The sequence below is a fragment of the Microcoleus sp. AS-A8 genome (genome assembly GCA_039962225.1).
Taxonomy (GTDB): domain Bacteria; phylum Cyanobacteriota; class Cyanobacteriia; order Cyanobacteriales; family Coleofasciculaceae; genus Allocoleopsis.
In genome coordinates this window covers 138557-158627 of sequence record JAMPKV010000009.1, presented here as the reverse complement: position 1 = coordinate 158627, position 20071 = coordinate 138557, and the positions used below count along the sequence as shown (strand labels likewise).

Below are 20071 nucleotides of genomic sequence, written 5' to 3'. Positions count from 1 at the left end.
CTATTGTGAATCAGGGATGTGTCAAAATACAACAAGCAAAGGCAGATAGCGAGTCCCGTAGGAGCAAGTGTTGTGGAGTCCCGTTACAACCCCGCCGAGATAGAGGCACATTGGCAAAAGATTTGGTCTGAACAAGGTATTGACCAGACCCCGACAGAGAGCGATAAGCCGAAATTCTACGCCCTGTCGATGTTTCCCTATCCATCGGGTAACCTGCACATGGGTCATGTTCGTAATTATACGATTACGGATGTGATTGCCAGAACTCACCGGATGCAAGGCTATCGGGTACTGCACCCGATGGGTTGGGATGCCTTTGGTTTACCGGCGGAGAATGCGGCAATCCAACGGGGGGTTCATCCTGCCAAGTGGACGTATCAAAACATCGCTCAGATGCAGTCTGAGTTAAAGCGATTAGGACTATCCTACGATTGGAATTGCGAACTCGCGACTTGTTTCCCGGATTATTACAAGTGGACGCAGTGGATTTTCTTGCAATTTCTCCAGGCGGGATTGGCTTATCAGAAAGAAGCCGCGGTAAACTGGGACCCTATCGATCAGACTGTACTTGCCAACGAGCAAGTTGATAGTGAAGGACGTTCTTGGCGTTCCGGTGCCAAAGTCGAACGCAAATTGTTGCGGCAATGGTTCTTTAAAATTACCGACTATGCCGAGGAATTGCTCAACGACCTCGACAAGTTGACGGGTTGGCCGGAACGGGTGAAACTGATGCAGGCCAACTGGATTGGTAAATCGGTTGGTGCCTATTTAGAATTTCCCATCATCGGATTGGATGAAAAAATCGGCGTGTTTACGACGCGCCCGGATACGGTTTATGGCGTAACTTATGTTGTGTTAGCGCCAGAACATCCCTTGACGCCGAAAGTGACAACCCAAGACCGGAAAGCGGCAGTTGACGCCTTTATCCAAGAAGTTTCTGAAGAAAGTGAACTGGAACGCACAGCGGAGGATAAGCCGAAACGCGGGATTCCAACAGGGGGCAAAGCCATCAATCCGTTTACTGGGGAAGAAATTCCCATTTGGATTGCCGACTACGTGCTGTATGAGTATGGCACGGGTGCGGTGATGGGTGTTCCTGCTCACGATACCAGAGATTTTCAATTTGCTACAGAACAGAAGTTGCCCATCAAAGTAGTGATTGTGCCGCCGGGGGAGAACACTGGCGAGACACCTGTGCCACAAGCAGCTTACACGGAACCTGGAGTGATGGTTAATTCCGGTTCTTTCGATGGCATGGCTTCCACGGCAGGAAAGCAGGCAGTAATTGAGTATGCCGAACAACAAGGATGGGGGAAAGCCCGAATCCAGTATCGTTTGCGGGATTGGTTAATCTCCCGGCAACGGTATTGGGGTGCCCCGATTCCAGTGATACACTGCCCGAAATGTGGGATAGTGCCGGTGCCGGAAGCCGAATTGCCTGTGAAGTTGCCCGAAGATGTGGAATTCAAGGGGGGGCGTGTTTCGTCCTTAGCACAAGTTGAAGGATGGGCAGATGTGCCTTGTCCGACTTGTGGCACAGCCGCGAAGCGGGAGACGGACACGATGGATACGTTTATCGATTCCTCGTGGTATTTCTTGCGCTTTACGGATGCCAAGAATGACAATCAAGTATTTGACCGCAACAAAACGAATGACTGGATGCCAGTTGATCAATATGTAGGGGGAATTGAACACGCGATTTTGCACTTATTGTACTCGCGGTTCTTTACCAAAGTATTGCGCGATCGCGGCTTGCTCAACTTCGATGAACCATTCCAACGCCTGCTAACTCAAGGCATGGTGCAGGGGTTAACCTACATGAACCCCACCACCGGCAAGTGGATTCCTTCGGCACAGGTAGACCCCAACGACCCGAAAGACCCCGAAACCGGGGAAAAGCTGGAAGTTTCCTACAAAACCATGTCCAAGTCTAAGTATAATGGCGTCGCACCGGAGGCTGTGATTAACAAGTACGGCGCAGATACAGCGCGGATGTTCATCCTGTTTAAGGCACCACCGGAAAAAGATTTGGAATGGGATGAAGCGGATGTGGAAGGGCAATTCCGCTTCCTCAATCGCGTCTGGCGTTTGGTGACGGATTTTGTAGCCGTGAAGGGCGCAAAGCCTAACACTCCTACAGAGGGTGGCTTGACGAAAGCTGAAAAGGACTTGAGACGGGCTATTCACACAGCCATTAAAGCTGTCACTGAAGATTTAGGGGATGAGTACCAATTCAACACAGCGGTTTCAGAGTTGATGAAACTGAGTAATGCGTTGACGGATGCTAATTGCAAAGATTCACCTGTATATGTTGAAGGAATTGAAACCTTAATACTGATGTTGGCACCCTTTGCCCCTCATATTGCTGAGGAGTTGTGGCGTCAGACGGGTCATAATGAGTCAGTTCATACGGATACTTGGCCTAACTATGACCCAGATGCTTTGGTTGCTGATGAGATTACATTGGTGATTCAAATTATGGGCAAAACTCGCGGAACAGTTCAAGTGCCATCGCAAGCGGATAAACAAGCGTTGGAACAATATGCGCGTGAGTCGGAGGTTGCCCAGCGTTACCTTGAGGGCAAGGAAATTAAGAAGGTGATTGTTGTGCCTGGGAAGTTGGTGAATTTTGTTGTGGGTTGAAACCAGCTAAGTTAGCGCCCTCTGTTGTGCCAACATGAAGCGGGTTAAGTCATTGCCATTCTGATTAAAGTCGGGTGGCAGTGACAGTAACCCAAATTTTGCTCAGTGGCTTACTTGAGGTTAGGTGGGAGATAGAACTTCTGTAGAGATACCAGTGACCAGAATTGAGGTAAGCGTATCAGCAAAACAGCGATGACCAAAAAAGATGCGATCGCAACCATCACTTTATTCTCCCATGTTCCCTCAAAGTCACCGAGGTAATGGGAACCAATGAGTACCGTATGAATAGCCGCGAGCACTAAAGCGGGAATCGATAACAAGTGAATGTGTCGCCAGCGTGTTCCCAAAGCCTTCTGAAGGCGGTCAAAACTCGTCAGCGCGGCGGGTGTTATCAATACCAGTGCCACAATTCCCGCCCAAATCCCCATCTGATGCATCGGCAGCATGAAGGAAATTGCCTCAAAATTCCACTGCAACGTATGCTCCAACATGTGACCGGTATGGGCTAAAGCCAACACATAAGCCCCTACCCCAATCGCACGACGATAACGCAATGGTTGCGCCCAGAAGCGATGAATCGGACGGGCAATCAGCGCTAACATCAGCAGGATGAGCGAGGCGTGCCCTGTATAATCGACCATGGCATCCGTTCGCAGCAGCGTTAAGATCCCAATGGTGAGTGTCACCCAGCCTCCCAAGCGAAAGAGTTGACTGCGTTTATCCGCACTGAGTTTAGACGCCGACACCCCCACTCCCATCATCATGGGCATCGTTCCCAATCCAAAAGCCACCATTGTCGCGGCACCCAGCCAGAGATCACCGGTCTGTGCTGCTCTAATTTGAGCGGTATACAAAAAACCACAGGGCATCAAACCCCAAACACCGCCCAAAAGAGCCGGTGTCCACCAGTGGGGTTGGGCAGATAGTTCACTCATGGCTGCACTCAGCCGCTGATGCCATTTGCCCTGAGTGAGTGGGTGCAACAAAGGTAGGCGCGGGAGAAAGTCGGGTTTAATTTGTACCAAGCCAAACCAAATCAGCATCAAGCCAGTGATAATTGCCATCCACTGACGTAAGCTACTCCCAATTCCTGCTAATTGTCCGCTAGCCAGCAATAGAGAACCTAACCCCCCAATCCCAGCACCTACCAAGGTATAGCTCACGACCCGTCCCAAATTCAGCAAAATGTGAAACCCTAGGAGTAATCCTTTCTGGTTCTCTCGCTGCTGAGACAGGGAAAAAGCCACGGTGATGGGGCCACACATCCCCACACAGTGACCAAAACTCCCTAGGAATCCCAGGGTCATGAGCAGAAAAAAGTCTAGGTCTAGTAGCATATTCCTTGGTATTCACCCAGAGAGCGCCTAAACAGTTACGACAGTTTCAATGGCTTGTCTAGGGAAATGTACTTAATTTCCTTCCAGATTTTAAGGAGTGCGATCGCTCCTGTCAAAAGACACGCTGTAAAACTTCATGGGAAAAGGAACTAAATCGCTGCCAAAATTGCCATAGCGTCTGAATGTTTGCAACTCAGTTTTATAGCAGAAGGCAAACCGGAGCTTTAGTGAGGACAGAAGGCAGAAGGCAGAAGGCACCGGAGCTCATACGAGAAGGCTTTTATTTTTATGTTTATTACTGGTAAGTGGTCACAAGAGCTGTTAAAGAAAGTCCTAAACTTTATGGCGATAGCTATAACTAAAAGCTATCCAGTCATCAGCTCAAGGAAGGGTGACTCAAAACGAATGATAGATTACGATCAGCATCGGCTGACCACCTGCGCTTGAGGTCGGCAAACAGCTTGCTACCCTGTTTTGGCTGTAGTCCTTGGCGGCATTCAATCTAATGGGTTTGATCTATGGCTTTTAATCCTCGTCCTCTGAAGTTATCTGTAATTAAAAAAGGCTCTACAGGAGTTGCTGTAGCGGCTTGGCAGAGATTTTTACGGGAGGCTGGATTTCCGATTGGGGCGATTGATGCTAATTTTGGCAACAGCACAGATGTTGCCTCTCGTGCCTATCAGGAAAAAAATGGGTTGCTGGCGGATGGGGTTGTGGGCGCTGGCACCTATACGAAAGCTCTTACGCAGGGGTTCATTTTTTATGTGCCAAACCTCACGGCTGCCATGCTGCTGGAGTGTCTCAACTTTGGGGAGGCGCAAGTCAAAGACTTACAGCAGAGTTTGAATGCCATCGCCCAACTCACCCCGCCCTTAGGGAGTGATGGTGACTTTGGACTCAACAGTGCTAGAGGATTAGCGGAAGCTTACAAAAAGCTAGATGTCAGCTTTCGACCAACACTAGCGCAAAAGCTCTCTGCCTCGACCAAACTCAAACTAGGTGCTGACTTCGAGCCAGCCTTAGATACACTCACCGAATATGCCAGACGGCAACGCCAACGTCTCAGTGGTGCCCACTGGGTTAAGTATTTTTTGGCGAGCACCTCCATCGATGATTTGGCTTCACCGTTTCGCCAAAAGGTACAAGCTTTTGAGAAAGCCTTGCGGGCAGCCGGGGCAAGCATTGAAATTGCTAATACGCTTCGACCACCCGAACGGGCATACTTGATGCACTATGCCTCCAAAATTATTAGAAAGGAAATTGCTCCCCAGAATGTCCCCTCTCGGACTGGTGTAGATATTAGTTGGGTGCATTACACCAACGCCATATCGCTTCAGGCGGCTCAGCAGATGGTGGATGCCTATGATATTGCTTTTCCACCGGCTCTACAGTCTCGTCACACACAGGGACTTGCGATTGACTGGCTTGTAACTTGGCAAGGTACGCTCAATATTAAGAATGCGAAGGGACGAATGGTGAGTATTGGTTCTCCCCCCTCTAGTTATGAAAATTCGGAACTTTGGCGTGTCGGTGCTACCTATGGCGTGATTAAGTTAGCGAGCGATCGGCCTCATTGGTCTAGTGATGGACATTAAATAAGTTATTTGACATATAATACCCATTTCCCTTTTACTTGCGACATTTTCAGATCCCCCCACCCCTCCTCATCCTCACCTTCGGCTCCGGTCGCTCCGGTTAACAAGGGGGGAGAAAAAATATTTGTAGTAATAGGAAATCGATATTAAACAACGGTATCGTAACTTTTGAGTGGAGCTGTATGGACAGACTACAGACACCCCACTCAAAAATTTTAAGTGAGAATCATTCCTTTATCTTCCAATTCTTTAACTGTTAAATCTAGAGATTCCTCTATTAGGGGAAAGTAGGGTTGCAAATCAGAAGAATTCTGCAAAATCCAGATCGTCCAACGACAAGCGGCTGGGTCAGATTCAGCTAGCTGATGTAAGGCCGTTGTTAGGATATCACCGATTAGGTCAGTTTTGGGAAAGGTACTGAGAAAATTCTTTAAAGATTTCACCAAGGGCTGTCTTTTGTTTCTTAAAGCCTTAAATGCCAAATCAGCATAAGACTTGCATTCCTGTGTATGACAAAGCATGGCTGTTCCTCCGGCTACTGCCGTCATCTTCCTAGAATGGGTTTTACAACAATTACCAACAGAATCGTTTTCAAACCCCTCGGTAATAATTCCTATCCCCACCTCTGCTTGCGCCTTACGAGGCTGATGCTTCGAGCAACGTAGTAAGGTGAGGGAGTAGATACCAAATGCTAATTCAGAACTTGGTTCCTTTTTAGAAATTATTTCCTAAGGGGGATATACAAGGATTACTCTTGAGGATTTTTCTTCTCAAGCCCCAACTAGGAACGACATTCGTCGAGTCAGTTGGGATCATTGATAGGGGAGTTGACTTGATACTGTTTTAATTTTGAAGATAAGGCCAATTTGTGAATATTTTGTGAACCAATTGGATACATCTGCAATATGTATCCTACTACACCAAAATTTTACTTGGCTCCAAACACTCTGCTAATTCTCTTTAACAAAGCTACTAAATTATAAAACAATGAGAGCTTTTTGCTCCCCAAAAAGTAGCAGCAAATGGAGCCATATTCTCGGAATTTTACAAAAATATAAATTTAGAGCTGATCTTATTCCCTTATATTGAAAGCCGACAAGATGTCTGCACTAGGAATTGAGCAACAGCAGAGACGCTGTAAGCGATCGCTACAAATCAGGTGTTGAAACACAACGATAAAGCTGATAAGGAATCCCTATCCGGTAATGTTGAGAAAGGTCAATTGTGCAGCGAGTTGGGTTCCCAATTGCAAGCTGTGGAGGATATTCTCGACGCCTCAACCCAGGCGCAACGACCCAAAGATTCAAGCGAGGGACTGATAACACGGGCAGCTTAGACAGTTTTTGCCAAACGGATTCATAAGATGGCTCTGGGTGCAAAAAAGCAAAAGAAGCCTTAGCCATTTCCTGCAAACTATCTCGATGCAATTGGTCGATAGCTAACGCAAAACTTAATCCCAAAGCAACATCTTGAAAGTTGTGGTATCCCACTACCATCATGATTGGAACATCCCGATCCAGGGACATATTCCGCGCTACCTGCTGAGGATGAAAAGATTTGAGAAACGCTAAGTTAGAAACGACAAAAATACAACTCAATAAGGAAAGAGACAAAAAAACGGTTGCCGGTTGTATTGAGGTGGCAGATTGAATATTAGCAGGTTGCAGGTGAGAAGACGGATTTGAACCTACCCTTTGGGAACCCCTTCGGAGAACAAGCCTCAACCTTTCAACATTCAACCTTCTGGAGCTAAAGCTAGCTCCTAGCAAAGCACATACGGCTGGGTAGTAGACAAAGTGATAGCGAGGGGCAACCGTAATATCCTTGCCTAATAGGTAAATAATCCCTGCAAATTGCAGCAGCACACACAGGATGAAACTGGAGAGGGTTAAGATTGCCAGGTGCGTTTCCGGCTGCTGCCACAGTGATTTTAGTCCCTGCAAGCCTTGCCAACCCACCCAACCCCCAAACACAATGGTCAATAACGCGGCTGGGATTTGAATCCACAACGGTTGACTTTCGACTGGCAGTGCGATCGCCATGCTCAGCCAAGCTAAAACGGTTTGATACAAGGGGGCAATATGTTGAGGTTTGGGAAGCCAGCCTGTTTCAGCACGCCCAAAACTCCCTAACATCACGGATAGCCAAGGCAAATAACTCACTGCCACACCGACGACTACCAGCGTAACCGCCAGCCAACTGCCCTTGGGTAAAAGCCGACGACGCCAGTACATCAGTCCGGTTAGCGTCAAAAGCTGGGCAATGAACGCCAGAATAAAAAAGTAGTGGACATAGCAACCGATACTGTTAATGATGCCCCACAACAACCAAACGAAGGGTTTTGGCAACTGCTGCCGATTGTAAAGGGCGTGCTGAATGTGCATTAATCCCAGTAGCGCTAGGATAATCAACAGCATCGGTAGTGTGTAGTGACGTGCTTCTTGGGAGAGGTAGACAGCAAAGGGAGAAACCGCCATGAAAGCGGCTCCGATGAGACCGGCGCTTGGGGAAAAAACGATACGATTGAAAGCATAAGTAGCTGCGATCGCACCCACCCCCAAGAGAGCAGGAAGCGCCCTGAGTTTCCACGAGAGCGTATGGGCGACAGGTTCCATCCCATTTAACCATTGATGCATTAAGCAAAAAAACAGGGGAGGATGGGTGGATTCGGTGGCAACGGCTTGGGCAATCGCGGAACAACTGCGATGGGGTTGAAGCGTAAACAACTCCTGCAACGTTGAAGCAGGGAACACCACCTCTAAAGGTACATCTTTGTAACGATGCCCTAAGCTCAGTAAAGCTGTCAGCACCTCATCGAGCCATAGAGGTTTAAGATCAAGATTGCAAAATCGCAGGGCTACTCCTAGAGCCATGACTCCAGCCAACGCCCAGTAATGTAGAGAGAGGTTTTTGCTGTTATCCATGATCGGAGCCTGTTCGCGAAACCACTCTACACCAGACGCTCGACTTTGCCATTAAGGACTCCCAGAAAAGTAATTAAATTATCCCGGCGTCATCTTACACCCTTCCTGTGCAGAGATTCCCTACCACTCAGAACTTTAATAGAGTAAGGGCACGACAGTGTCGTGCCCCTAAAACTGTGTTGAGATTTTTACTCTTTTCTTGCCCTTAAAACATTTTTGTACTAAAAAGACGAAGAAAGTTAGACCCTTGCCCTAAATAGCTTCAGTCAGTTTGACAGGATTATGGCTAAACTTCATTAGATCGTAAAGGTCATAGGCAGATAATTCTTCCTGACTTGGCTCGTCAGTTTGACAGATGCCAACAATTGGATCGCCGTATCCTTTAGCTCTACCAATCAAAAAAAGCTTTTTACCTGCATATTCTCCTATTAAGCGGAAATTGTCAGCCGTAAAAAAGTCTACGTAATTAAAAAAGCTACGATTTTTGATTTTCATTTTTCCTCTTCCTCTTGAGTTGTTCAACAAAGGCTCTCATCAGCGTTAAGTTGATACGCTAAACAAATTTACTTCTATTTTGGTATTTTCTTCTCAAGTTGTGATTATGGCTCAATATATTAGGAATTCCTTCAATTTCAAAAGAAGACTGATGAAGAGCATATTTTATCGTATTAATCTTAGGGAAATTGGATAAATTTTTAAATTCATGTTGCGAAGTGAATTCAGTTCGTAATGGTGCAGTGCTATTCATTTTCGTTCCCATAATCTTTGATATCAGCCGAGGAAATATGATGCAGATAATGCCACTCGTTAGTGTAAGCAGCAGACAATCAATTAAGATCATACTCGTTGCTGTAACTCGATAATTTGTTGATGACAGTGGGGATGAACTTAGGAAGCTTAGACACAGTTGAAATTTTGCTTCTTTTGCTCAGAGTACTGGGTTCTTAGGCACAGGCTAATTGAAATTTGTCCAACTTAATAGCTGAATTTAGGTGTTATTCAGGAGACAGGACGGCGGACTTATGCCTAGACAATTCCTTGGGAATTTCCTGAACCCTTGGCGATCGTGTCAAACCCTTCTCCAAAAAGCTTATTCGCGACATTCATGGGAATTGCTCATTCTTCTTTGGCTCAATGGCTCTCCCCTAGCGATCGCGTTTTCAAGGCTTGAAGTCATCCAGAATATTTCCGATCCACTTGGGCAACCTGAAGCCATTGTTTGTAAGTCATCATCCATTCCTCTATGTACTTGTGGCGGTTTTCGAGGTGGGTCAAGAAACGAAAAGCTGACACTGACTGGGCGGTCATACTATTCGCTAGGAGACCCCAAGGACAACGGCTTACCTTAAGCTGATGTCAATGGTGCTCCTTCCATTGCCTACGGAGTTAGCTGACGGGCTCAGACTGGAAGGTGTCTGTCTCACGTTGAGTGAGATTTGCCCCAAAAATTGGTTCCTCCGTTCTCCTCCAAGTTAAGACTTTATGGAATAGGTCAATCCTTGAAGAAAATTAGGCTACCCACTTACTTTTTAAGAGTATTACTTCCTTGTGTAGCATTTGTCTAGCTAAAGTAATATTTCTTCAGACTTATCAGGTTGGGTGAATTACAATGCAAGACCGCTATCTTGGTATCAATTAGTTTTTCATCCTAGGAGGAAGAAGCTGTGTGGCTTGTCGCCGTGTTCGTTTGTCTCGGTTGGATTTTATCGGTTTGCATACATGAGTTCGGACACGCGCTAGTGGCTTATTTGGGTGGAGATACGTCAGTAAAAGATAAAGGATATTTGACGTTAAACCCACTCAAATATACCCACCCCGTTTATAGCCTCCTCCTGCCGATTCTTTTTCTCTTGATGGGTGGAATTGCGCTGCCGGGAGGAGCTGTTTATATTAATCGGGGTCGTTTACGCAGCCACTGGTGGGAAAGTGCCGTTTCAGCCGCAGGCCCCTTGGCCAGCATCGTTGTCACAATATTACTGGCAATTCCTTTTGGGTTGGGTTGGCCTACACCATCTCTTCAACACTGGATTTGGCCTAGTTTGGCATTTCTAATCCTCTTAGAAATTGCGAGTATCTTGCTCAATTTACTGCCCATTCCCTCCCTAGATGGTTATGGCATTATTGAGCCGTGGTTACCCCGAAAAACTCAGATTCAGCTCAACAAATTTAGCCAGTATGGAATATGGGTTATTTTTGCCTTACTCTGGTATGTTCAACCCTTAAATCAATTGTTTTGGAATTGGACTTATACTATTAGTAATTTTCTGGGTGTACCGCCCCAGATGGCAAGTCAGGGATATGACCTTTTTAGGCAACAATCGAATATTTTAATCTTAGGGCTGGTTGGTTGTTTATGGCTATTTAGACGTAAGGAGCCTGGGTGGTATAACCGAGGTGAGAAGTTCCGAAAATCCCAACGCTATGAGGAGGCGATCGCGGCCTATAACCAAGCCATTAAAATCAAACCCGACTACTGTGAAGCTTGGTATGCAAAAGCTGCCTTACTCTATCAATTACAACGATATGAAGAAGCCGTGGTTGCCTATGAAAAGGTAATTCAAATCCAGCCCGAAGAGGCTCACGCTTGGTTTATCAGAGGCTGGATACTCGGAGAATTACAACGATACGACCAAGCCATTGCTTCCTACGATAAGGCTATTGAAATCGATGAAAACTTAGATGAAGCTTGGTTTTACAGAGGAAAGACGCTTGAGAAGTGGAAGCGGTATGAAGACGCGATCGCATCCTATGATCAAGCCATTCAAATCCAGCCTAACTATGCCGATGCTTGGTATAATAAGGCTTGCTGTTATACGCTGTTAGGTAATGTATCTATAGCCATTGAAACTTTGCAAAAAGCAATCGACTTCAACCCTGAACGATTTAGGGAAGAAGCCAAAACTAATTCTTGCTTTGATGCTATCCGGGAGAATCAGATTTTTAAGCAGTTAGTGGGGATGTAGCGAGTTTAAATGAATAGTGAAACAGTTTTTTCTTAACCACAGAGGACAGACAGACGCGGAGGGAAAAAGAGAGTCTCTTATGAATTCTTTTAGGAGCGCTAGCTCAATAGGGCAGGCAGGATGCCCACCCCACGATAAATAGCCTACGCACTGAGACGCACAGGCATTTTGGTATCCTCTGAAGATTCCTTGAATTGGGCTTCCTGAGCTATAAATTCTGCTAATTGCGCTTCAATTTGTTCCTTAACAATCTGGCGATACTCCAGGAAATGTTCAATTTGAGCACAAGTGGATAAATAACTGCTCAAACCACCCCGATTGTAGCGATACATATTCATGAAATTGCGCCAGAATTGCCAACGAGTATTGCGAACAACTCCCTGCCGCCAGCAGATAGTTAGTAGTGCTCGAATCACGACCCAATTCAGCTTTTTCTTAGCCGATTTTTCCTTCTTCGGATAGGTAGCTTCTCCTAAAATTCGATAGTGGCGGTAGGTGCGATCGAGAAAACGCGCTGGCTCGTATAATCTCCAAAAGGCATCGATATATTCACTAGCAATTTCTTCCAACGGACGGGTTGGCACAAAGTTCATCAATGTCGTTTGATTGATATTCGCGGATTCGATTCGCAACCGTCCTTCTTTCTTCAAGCGATGCCAGAGAGCGGTGTCGGGTAGGGCTTGCAACATACTGAATAAGGCAGTGGGAATTGCCGTTTTTTCCACAAATTGGACAATGCGATCGCCTGCACCCGATTTCTCTCCATCAAAGCCAATAATAAACCCAGCCATCACTCGCAATCCTGAGCGAGTAATCGCATGTACGCACTCACTTAAAGAGTCTCTCGTATTTTGGTACTTTTGTGTGAGGGCTAAACTCTCTTCATCCGGTGTCTCAATCCCTAAAAACACCGCCCCAAAATTACACTGAACCATCAAATCCATCAGTTCTTGGTCTTTCGCCAAATCCACTGATGCCTCGGTGGCAAACGAGAACGGATAGCCGTGTTCTACCATCCAGGGTTTTAATTCTTTCAGAAATAACTTGACATTGCGTTTATTGCCAATGAAGTTATCATCCACCATAAAAATACTGCGTCGCCAACCTAACTCATACAGGCGTTCTAATTCTGCCAAAAGTTGGGCTGGGGTTTTAGTCCGAGGTTTACGACCATAGAGGACAATAATGTCACAGAATTCGCACTGAAACGGACAGCCTCGCGAAAACTGAACAGACATTTCCGAATAAGCCTCAAATTCGAGTAAATCGAAGCGAGGAATCGGAGTGTTAGTAACATCCGGTTTCTCTCCCCCAGATCGGAAGACACCGCAGGACTCGCCTCGTTCAATAGCCTCCACAAATAGGGGTAACGTGATTTCCCCTTCATCCAAAATCAAATAGTCAGCACCCGATGCTTCGGCTTCGTGGGGTAAGGCTGTTGGGTAAGGACCACCAACAGCAACCGCTTTCCCTCGTCGTTTGGCTTCCTGAATTTGCGCTAAGAAATCTTCTTTTTGCACAATCATGGCAGAGAGAATCACTAAATCTGCCCAATCCCACTCGGCATCCGTTATCTGGCTAACATTGCGATCAACCAGCTTAAATTCCCAAGTTTGGGGCAAAATAGCGGCGACCGTCACCAAACCCAAGGGAGGAAGCATCGCCTTACGGCCCAGCAAGGCTAAGGTTTTTTCAAAAGACCAAAAGCTTTTAGGAAACAGGGGATAAATTAGTAAAACTCGCATTAAATTTCAATCCTCACACCGAATTAAGCAATTAATTTTTTAAGAATTCAAGTATTTCGACAGCAGATGCTTGTTTGTTTAGGAATAACCTTCAGGCGTATACTTTTCCCGATGATTTTGCGGGTAACAGGAGCGCTCAATCACAAGAGGAATTGCCTAGAGATTAGACACATCAGAGCATATGCTGACTTTCCACACGTTTTAACACGAAACTGGCAAGAACTTACATCATGAGTGACACTAGAGCAACTGCACCTATATGCTCCTGTATCAGCCATCGAACCCGTAGAGCTGCATATAATCATCCAAAGGCTGATATCCGATCGCCTGATAAAGGTGATTCGGGGCAGGATTAGCTAAATCTGTAGATAAAAAACAGTATTTATATCCCCGATCTAGTAAGGCTTGACTCAACGCCGAAACACAAGCGGTTGCATAACCCTTTCTCCGATGCTCTGGCGGAGTGTAAACCAAATTAATCCTCACTCCATTGGGTGTTGAACTATAGAAGTTAGCCAAAGATAAGGGGGTGTCATCGTGCCAAAAATGTAGACTCCCCTCTGCCAAATAGCGCTCCACAACTTCCTCCGCCTCCCAATCGACGATTTCCTCTGAGACTTCTTCCATAAAAGCACGACACCAATTAATCAGTAATTCGCGATCGCCGAATGTAGCCTGCCGCAACTGTCCGCTGACAAAGGGAAGAGGTTGCACGGTTTCGAGTTGATAGAAGCGCTCTCGCGTTCCTTCGTGGTAAGGTTGTCCCGTCAATTCTTGCCAATGTTGGGCAAAAGTTTTAGCGGCTGATGCCGTAGCCATAACGCCCGGTATTTGTGCTTGCCTGGAATATAAGTCTTGGGCGATGATAGCGATCGCCTGAACGTCTTCAACTCGCGATAGCAAGAGCTTGCGAGGCGGTGTTTGCAGGGCAACCGCTAAAACAGTATCATTGTGTTCCACCATGGCGACATAAGGTTGATATTTGAAGCGATGGGGAGAGTAAAGGATCGTATCGAGCAGACCAAACATCAAGCTGTGATACGCTTCGTGCTTTAGTAAGAAGCTTCGGGTTTGTTCGTAATCTTGATTGGCCTCAGTCAGATGCTTGAGTTTCATTCGGGTTCATGAGCTGCTACATAGGGCAGTCTCCCATAGGCATAGTAACGACGATAAAGCAGCTCTAGCTTACCACCATACTCCTGAATTAAGGCGAGTTGACGACGATATAGCCCCCGAAAGGAGTTGGCAAAAAGCAGGGTAAAGATGGCTACGCACAACCCCCCTACTGTTGAGATTAAAGCCTCACTGATTCCGCCTGTAACACCCGGAGTGCTGGTAGTGCCAATATCGCCCACTCTAAGCGCGGCAAAAGAGGTAATCAAGCCAAGAATGGTACCCAAAAGACCGAGTAGTGGAGAAACCGCGATAATTGTTTCAAACCCCGTATTGAAACGCTTGAGGATAGGCATCTCCGCTTGAGCGGCACTTTCGAGTGCTAGCCGAAATTCCTCTGGGGTGGGGTTTTCCATTTCTAGTGCAGCCAGAAAAATCCGCGCGAGCGGCAGGTCGCTATTTTTTTCTAGGATGTTGTAGGCAGCTTGAGGGTCTTGTAGGTAAAGCCTGAGGGCGGCTTTAATTATGGGCTTCTGACGCTTGGTGACTCGTTGCCAAAAGATGAGGCGCTCCAAAATCAGTGCGATCGCCAGGATAGAGAACACCAACAGGGGCCACATAACCACCCCACCCGCCGCAAAGAAACCACTGATTGACATTATTTATGTGCTTTATGGTTATGGAGTATTTGGAACGCGCTCAATTTGGGCGTAACCACTGAAAATCAGCTTTTTGCCATGAGTTTCCAGACGATTAATTCGCAGCGTGACGCCATCAAGGTTGAACCGATCCAGATCCACCATATTATTCAAGATCTCATCCAACGCGGTTGCTAACTTTTGTGATGTTTCCCGCAAAGACTCTGGTATGTCCTCTGGTTCAAACTGAGAGTTTTGAAACAGGACACGCCGCCGCCGCTCAACCGCCAGAGTAGATGTCATACTAATCGGCACTAAACCCTGCACAGGAAGATTGGCTTTGGCAAACAAACGTAGTTGGTTGTTGGGTTGCAAGGTAACTTGCACCTCAGTAAAGGAAATTGGCTCACCCCCCGACAACTCACTCAAGGCTGGACTGGTAATATTCTCTAACCGCTTCCTGACCAGTTCTGCCTTAAAAGAATTATTGATATCCTCTTCCGTGAGGACAACCTGTGCGATCGCCTGGGTGGGCTGCTTGATGTTCATCTGACCCTTGAGAACCGAGCTAAAGTCCAGGGAGATGGCATCCGTTTCAAAGGACAATTCCTCCGTCCGGAACTGCTGACGAATCACCAAACCACGACCATTCATCTTGAGGCTGTCGATGCTACCCTGCAACAATTTGCTTGAAGGGTAACAGCGCACCGAGACCTCCACTGACTCGCTCTCAGTAAAAAGGTGGCGAATCGTCTTGCTGGCGACGGTATTGAGCATTTGCTCTCCCCAGTCCGTGCCAGTAGGAGTTTTTGAACCGGTAAAGCCACCAAACATACCGCTCTTGCATCCACGAGAGTTCTCTATATCTTTGTAACAAACTGTGAAGAACTCAGCAATCCAGCTCCTCACGTACCGAGGCATTGGGCTAGGTTGGAGAGAGTAACCCACGAACGCGCTCAACCCTTGTAATACAAGCTCTTAACCCTTTCTTTAGTTTTAATACTGAAGTCATAGAGCTGGAACATAGAATTTCTTAATCATTTCATCAGTTTTTGTAAAGGGAAACATCTATCTCAGTTGAATCTCTCCGGGTGCATCAAGCGTCAACCCTCGATAGGGCAAGGAGTAGAGGGGGCAACTTCCCAGAACTTACACCCAAGATGATCGGCAACCTTCACCCAAGGATTTGACGACGCTACGCAGCGAACGTCTACTACGCCAACAGCCACCCTTACGGGGAGTTCTTACCTCCTCGGATGAGTTGCGCTCACCCCCTCACTCAAACTCCAGTCTCCCTCTCACCCTATTTTTTAGAACCCTGTTCACCAGAGACAAGAGTTAGCCTTTTTTAAAGATTCCATGCCAAAACTAATTTCCCTGCTGAGCTTTGCAAGGAAACTGGAACACTATCCCGGCACTAGCAAATTCTGGCTAGCTTGCTTATCCACACTTGCCACCCTTTTCCTGCCTTCTTTCGTGGGACAGTCATCGAGTTGGCTCACATCGCTAACGTCTGTCGCAGCTCAACCTATCACCTCTGATGGCAGTACCAACACAAGTGTGAGTCCGCCGAGCAACCCCAACACTTCGGGCAATGCAGCCGTTTATGACATCACCAACGGTCAGCTGAGTCAGGATGGAAAGAATCTATTCCACAGCTTCACTCAGTTTGGCCTTGAGGCAGGTGAGACCGCTAATTTTATTGCCAATCCCTCCGTTTTGAATATCCTGGGTCGGGTGACGGGAGGGAACCCTTCGATCATTAATGGTCTGATTCAGGTTACGAGTAGCGGCAACCCTAACTTATTTTTGATCAACCCAGCGGGGATCGTTTTTGGGGACAAGGCTCAGTTAAACGTTCCGGGTGACTTTACCGCTACGACAGCCACAAGAATTGGCTTTGGCAACAACAACGGGTTCAACGCTGTTGGTACAAATGACTATTCTTCCTTAATTGGGACGCCCAGTACCTTTGCCTTTGGAACCTCCGGAACACCTGGAGCGATCGCTAATTCGGGTCAACTGGCTGTCACCGAAGGGAAAAATCTCAGCTTACTGGGCGGCACAGTGGTCAGTACCGGTGAGCTGAAGGCACCCGGAGGGAACCTAAGCATTGCGGCTGTACCTGGGCAAAACTTGATACGCATTTCTCTATCCGGTCACTTGCTCAATTTAGAGATTCAACCGTGCAGCAGTTCGACGAATTGCACCCTTCCTGCCACCTCCAACTCCCCACTCCCCACACCTCTGTCCCCACCCCAATTACTTACTGGTAATGCGGGTTCTGCAACCAAAGGATTGACGGTGAATGATGTCGGTCAGGTGGTACTCACTGATTCAGGTCTTGTGGTGCCCCAGTCACCAGGTACGGTTATACTCTCCGGTACTGCTGACGCTGCCACGACGAAGCCTTCAGAAATCGGCGGTTCTGTGCAGTTACGGGGCAATCTGGTGGGTTTAGTGGAAAAGGCGCAGGTAGACGCCTCTGGGAGTGCGGGGGGCGGTAGGGTATTGATTGGTGCAGATGTTCAAGGACAGGACACGGTATCCCAACAGTTAAGAACATTTCTCGGACCGGATGTGAAAATTAACGCCAATGCTGGCGCAACAGGGAATGGGGGTCAAGTTCGGGTTTGGGCGGGTAATACAACCCGTTTTCTGGGTGAAGTGAATGCTCGTGGTGGAGCTAGTAGCGGCAATGGTGGCTTCGTGGAGGTGTCAGGAACCCAGAATCTGACCTTTACGGGCAGCGTGGACACCTTAGCCGCTAATCGGGAACGAGGCACGTTGTTCCTCAACTCGGCTAACTTAACGCTGACGGATGCGGAGGCTGTCACCAAGGCTCAAAACCGCACCTTGGCGAATAATCCGCAAATCTTGCTATCCGATAATAACGCTGGTGATAATACCATATCTTGGGGACAAATTGCCGATTTAGCGCCAAATAATAATATTGTCTTACAAGCCACTGGGCCAATTGCGATCGCGGATATCTTCGGCAATACACCGGGTGTCACCCAAAACAATGGGGTGAACTTAGGCCAGAAAACGGGAAGCCTCACCCTTCGCTCTACGGGCAGTTCAATTGCCTTCCAAGACTTCAACGATACCCTCCAAAGTTCTGGCAGTTCGCTGGCCCTAGAAGCCGCCACTAAGATCACAGGGGGTAATTTCCTCACCAATGGGGGCGCACTCACCTTAAAGTCGCAAAATGACAGCATTACTACTGGACGGATTAACACCAGTTCCTCTGCCGGAGATGGGGGCCGAGTTACATTGAATGCTCAAAAGGACATCACGGTTAACTCGATTGATACCCGAAGCCTCGGTAATGGTGTAGGCGGTAATGTGGAAATTACGACCCCACGTTTGTTCCAGGCTTGGGGTACCAATAGCAGCAATGCCAGTATTTCTACGGGCGGTGGAATTCAGGGAGGCTCCATCAGCATCCGGCATGGAGGCGGCTCCTTGGGTATTCCTTTTACAGTAGGGTCGAATTATAACGGGTTGAATGGTACGGCTGGAGCCATTTCCACAGGCACCAACAACCTGATTGCCTCCGGAGTGTTTTCCGGTTCCTACAGCCTGGGTAGTCCCCCAAGTGGCATCCAAATCATTACTTCCGGAAAAAATACGATTACACCCCAGTTACAGGTAACAACTCCACCCCAACAGGACAATTTCACCAGCGCACCCCTATCGATTTCATCCAGCCTTCCCCCAGCCGCCATTGACACGGGAGTAGCGGAAGTGGACAAGTCGTTGACGCAACAGGTTGAGCGATATTTCGATCGCTCGTTTAATCCAGCGAGTCTCAACTTAACCCAGGTGCGTGATACCCTCGATCGCATCGATCAGGTAACGGGTAAAAAACCCGCCCTCATCTATACAGTTTTTGTGCCTGCTACGCTGGAGTCCCATTCATCGGGGGAAACTCAAGCACCGCAACCCACAGACCAACTGGAACTGATACTCGTTACCGCACAGGGGAAAACCATTCGTAAACGGGTGGAGGGAGCCACGCGCGATCGCGTCCTCAACATCGCTCAAGAGTTTCGCAATAATGTAACCAACATCAAAAGTTCTGATGACTACCTCAGTTCGTCTCGGCAGTTGTATGAGTGGCTTGTAGCACCGTTAGAGGCCGAGCTAAAGACCCAAAAAATAAACAACATCGTCTTTCTGATGGACAGTGGTTTACGCTCTGTACCGATTGCCGCTCTTCATGATGGTCGCGGCTTTTTGGTAGAGCGATACAGTGTGGGTTTAATGCCTAGTTTCAATCTCACGGATACTCGCTACCAAAATCTCAAAAATGTCCAAGTCTTGGCAATGGGAGCCGAGAATTTTCCCGACCAAACGCCTCTACCCGCCGTACCCCTGGAGCTTTCTGTGATTACAGAAAAGCTGTGGAAAGGAAAAGCGTTCCTCAACAATGCCTTCACGCTAGAAAATCTGAAAGCCCAACGCCAGCAGGGAGCCTTTGGTATTATCCACCTCGCCACTCATGCCGACTTCCATGCGGGATCGCCAGATAATTCCTACATCCAACTCGCTAATAGTAAGCTACGGCTGAATCAGATCTCCCAACTTAACTGGAGTAATCCACCGGTAGAGCTATTGGTTCTGAGTGCTTGTCGGACAGCAGTGGGCAATGAACAAGCCGAGCTAGGCTTTGCGGGTCTGGCAGTACAGGCGGGTGTTAAATCAGCTGTAGCGAGTCTGTGGATTGTCAGTGATGAAGCTACCTTGGGACTCATGAGCGAGTTTTACAGGCAGCTCAGAAGTACCCCGATTAAGGCAGAGGCATTACGACAAGCCCAGTTAGCCATGCTCAAGGGAGAGATTCGTGTGGAATCGGGTAAGTTGATTAGTCCGCAAGGGACGGTGCCGCTACCACCTGCTTTAGTTCGGTTGGGGGACAAAAAATTGACCCATCCTTACTACTGGGCGGCTTTTACAATGATTGGCAATCCTTGGTAGTCAGCTTTTGTGCATTTAACTTGCATGACTCAGACGGGCAGGATGCCCATCCCACGAGACGATTCTCTAATAGGGAATGGGCATCTTAAAAAGAATTTCCCCGCTGCCTTTAAGTTTAAACCTAAGGCTT

The 20071-nt window shown here is 47.5% G+C and carries 13 protein-coding genes and 1 riboswitch; of the genes, 5 read left to right on the top strand and 8 right to left on the bottom strand.

The annotated features are described in order from the left end of the window. Positions 1-72 precede the first annotated feature (72 nt). A complete protein-coding gene (leuS, locus tag NDI48_16185) occupies positions 73-2643 on the top strand; it encodes a leucine--tRNA ligase (protein MEP0832714.1) in 2571 nt (856 codons plus the stop codon). A 110-nt stretch (positions 2644-2753) separates the two neighbouring features. Here the strand turns inward: leuS and NDI48_16180 are convergent, their stop codons facing one another. Further along, a complete protein-coding gene (locus NDI48_16180) occupies positions 2754-3980 on the bottom strand; it encodes a sulfite exporter TauE/SafE family protein (GenBank protein ID MEP0832713.1) in 1227 nt (408 codons plus the stop codon). A gap of 518 nt (positions 3981-4498) precedes the next feature. Here NDI48_16180 and NDI48_16175 point away from each other — a divergent pair. Continuing rightward, entirely contained in the window at positions 4499-5575 is a 1077-nt protein-coding gene (locus NDI48_16175; GenBank protein MEP0832712.1) for a peptidoglycan-binding protein, read from the top strand. Positions 5576-5790: 215 nt separating this feature from the next. Here the strand turns inward: NDI48_16175 and NDI48_16170 are convergent, their stop codons facing one another. From NDI48_16170 to NDI48_16160, 3 genes are all read right to left on the bottom strand, one after another. After that, positions 5791-6123, bottom strand: a complete 333-nt coding sequence (locus NDI48_16170; GenBank protein MEP0832711.1) for a hypothetical protein — start codon at positions 6121-6123, stop codon at positions 5791-5793. 600 nt (positions 6124-6723) lie between these two features. Further along, complete coding sequence (locus NDI48_16165) at positions 6724-8499, bottom strand: glycosyltransferase family 39 protein (GenBank protein ID MEP0832710.1); 1776 nt, start codon at positions 8497-8499, stop codon at positions 6724-6726. Between the two features lie 252 nt (positions 8500-8751). Next, positions 8752-8994 carry a hypothetical protein gene (locus tag NDI48_16160; GenBank protein MEP0832709.1) on the bottom strand — a complete coding sequence of 81 codons (243 nt, stop codon included), beginning with the start codon at positions 8992-8994 and terminating at the stop codon, positions 8752-8754. A 527-nt stretch (positions 8995-9521) separates the two neighbouring features. Between NDI48_16160 and NDI48_16155 the strand changes: the two genes are divergently transcribed. Beyond that, entirely contained in the window at positions 9522-9848 is a 327-nt protein-coding gene (locus NDI48_16155; protein ID MEP0832708.1) for a hypothetical protein, read from the top strand. 11 nt (positions 9849-9859) lie between these two features. After that, positions 9860-9989, bottom strand: a riboswitch (cyclic di-AMP (ydaO/yuaA leader). A 174-nt stretch (positions 9990-10163) separates the two neighbouring features. Beyond that, entirely contained in the window at positions 10164-11462 is a 1299-nt protein-coding gene (locus NDI48_16150; protein ID MEP0832707.1) for a tetratricopeptide repeat protein, read from the top strand. A 143-nt stretch (positions 11463-11605) separates the two neighbouring features. On the opposite strand, the gene NDI48_16145 is transcribed toward NDI48_16150, so the two are convergent. The 4 genes from NDI48_16145 to NDI48_16130 all read right to left on the bottom strand — a co-directional run bounded on the left by NDI48_16145 (position 11606) and on the right by NDI48_16130 (position 15792). Next, on the bottom strand, positions 11606-13207 hold the full coding sequence (locus NDI48_16145) for a B12-binding domain-containing radical SAM protein (GenBank protein ID MEP0832706.1): 1602 nt from the start codon (positions 13205-13207) through the stop codon (positions 11606-11608). A gap of 270 nt (positions 13208-13477) precedes the next feature. Next, entirely contained in the window at positions 13478-14323 is an 846-nt protein-coding gene (locus tag NDI48_16140) for a GNAT family N-acetyltransferase (GenBank protein MEP0832705.1), read from the bottom strand. Then, positions 14320-14979 (bottom strand): MotA/TolQ/ExbB proton channel family protein, encoded by a 660-nt coding sequence (locus tag NDI48_16135; protein ID MEP0832704.1) that lies wholly within the window; start codon positions 14977-14979, stop codon positions 14320-14322. Before NDI48_16135 ends, NDI48_16140 begins: the two co-directional genes overlap by 4 nt. An 18-nt stretch (positions 14980-14997) precedes the next feature. Then, positions 14998-15792: a DUF2993 domain-containing protein gene (locus NDI48_16130; protein MEP0832703.1), complete on the bottom strand. Its 795-nt coding sequence runs from the start codon at positions 15790-15792 to the stop codon at positions 14998-15000. Positions 15793-16317: 525 nt separating this feature from the next. Between NDI48_16130 and NDI48_16125 the strand changes: the two genes are divergently transcribed. Beyond that, the gene (locus NDI48_16125) at positions 16318-19941 is read left to right on the top strand and encodes a CHAT domain-containing protein (protein MEP0832702.1); all 3624 of its coding nucleotides are present in this window, start codon (positions 16318-16320) and stop codon (positions 19939-19941) included. The last annotated feature ends 130 nt before the right edge of the window (positions 19942-20071 follow it).

Bases quoted from the DNA above. Each gene is read 5' to 3' on its own strand.
- NDI48_16180 (MEP0832713.1), bottom strand. From the start codon at position 3,980: ATGCTACTAGACCTAGACTTTTTTCTGCTCATGACCCTGGGATTCCTA.
- NDI48_16175 (MEP0832712.1), top strand. From the start codon at position 4,499: ATGGCTTTTAATCCTCGTCCTCTGAAGTTATCTGTAATTAAAAAAGGC.
- NDI48_16170 (MEP0832711.1), bottom strand. From the start codon at position 6,123: ATGACGGCAGTAGCCGGAGGAACAGCCATGCTTTGTCATACACAGGAA.
- NDI48_16165 (MEP0832710.1), bottom strand. From the start codon at position 8,499: ATGGATAACAGCAAAAACCTCTCTCTACATTACTGGGCGTTGGCTGGA.
- NDI48_16160 (MEP0832709.1), bottom strand. From the start codon at position 8,994: ATGAAAATCAAAAATCGTAGCTTTTTTAATTACGTAGACTTTTTTACG.
- NDI48_16155 (MEP0832708.1), top strand. From the start codon at position 9,522: ATGCCTAGACAATTCCTTGGGAATTTCCTGAACCCTTGGCGATCGTGT.
- NDI48_16145 (MEP0832706.1), bottom strand. From the start codon at position 13,207: ATGCGAGTTTTACTAATTTATCCCCTGTTTCCTAAAAGCTTTTGGTCT.
- NDI48_16140 (MEP0832705.1), bottom strand. From the start codon at position 14,323: ATGAAACTCAAGCATCTGACTGAGGCCAATCAAGATTACGAACAAACC.
- NDI48_16135 (MEP0832704.1), bottom strand. From the start codon at position 14,979: ATGTCAATCAGTGGTTTCTTTGCGGCGGGTGGGGTGGTTATGTGGCCC.
- NDI48_16130 (MEP0832703.1), bottom strand. From the start codon at position 15,792: ATGTTTGGTGGCTTTACCGGTTCAAAAACTCCTACTGGCACGGACTGG.
- NDI48_16125 (MEP0832702.1), top strand. From the start codon at position 16,318: ATGCCAAAACTAATTTCCCTGCTGAGCTTTGCAAGGAAACTGGAACAC.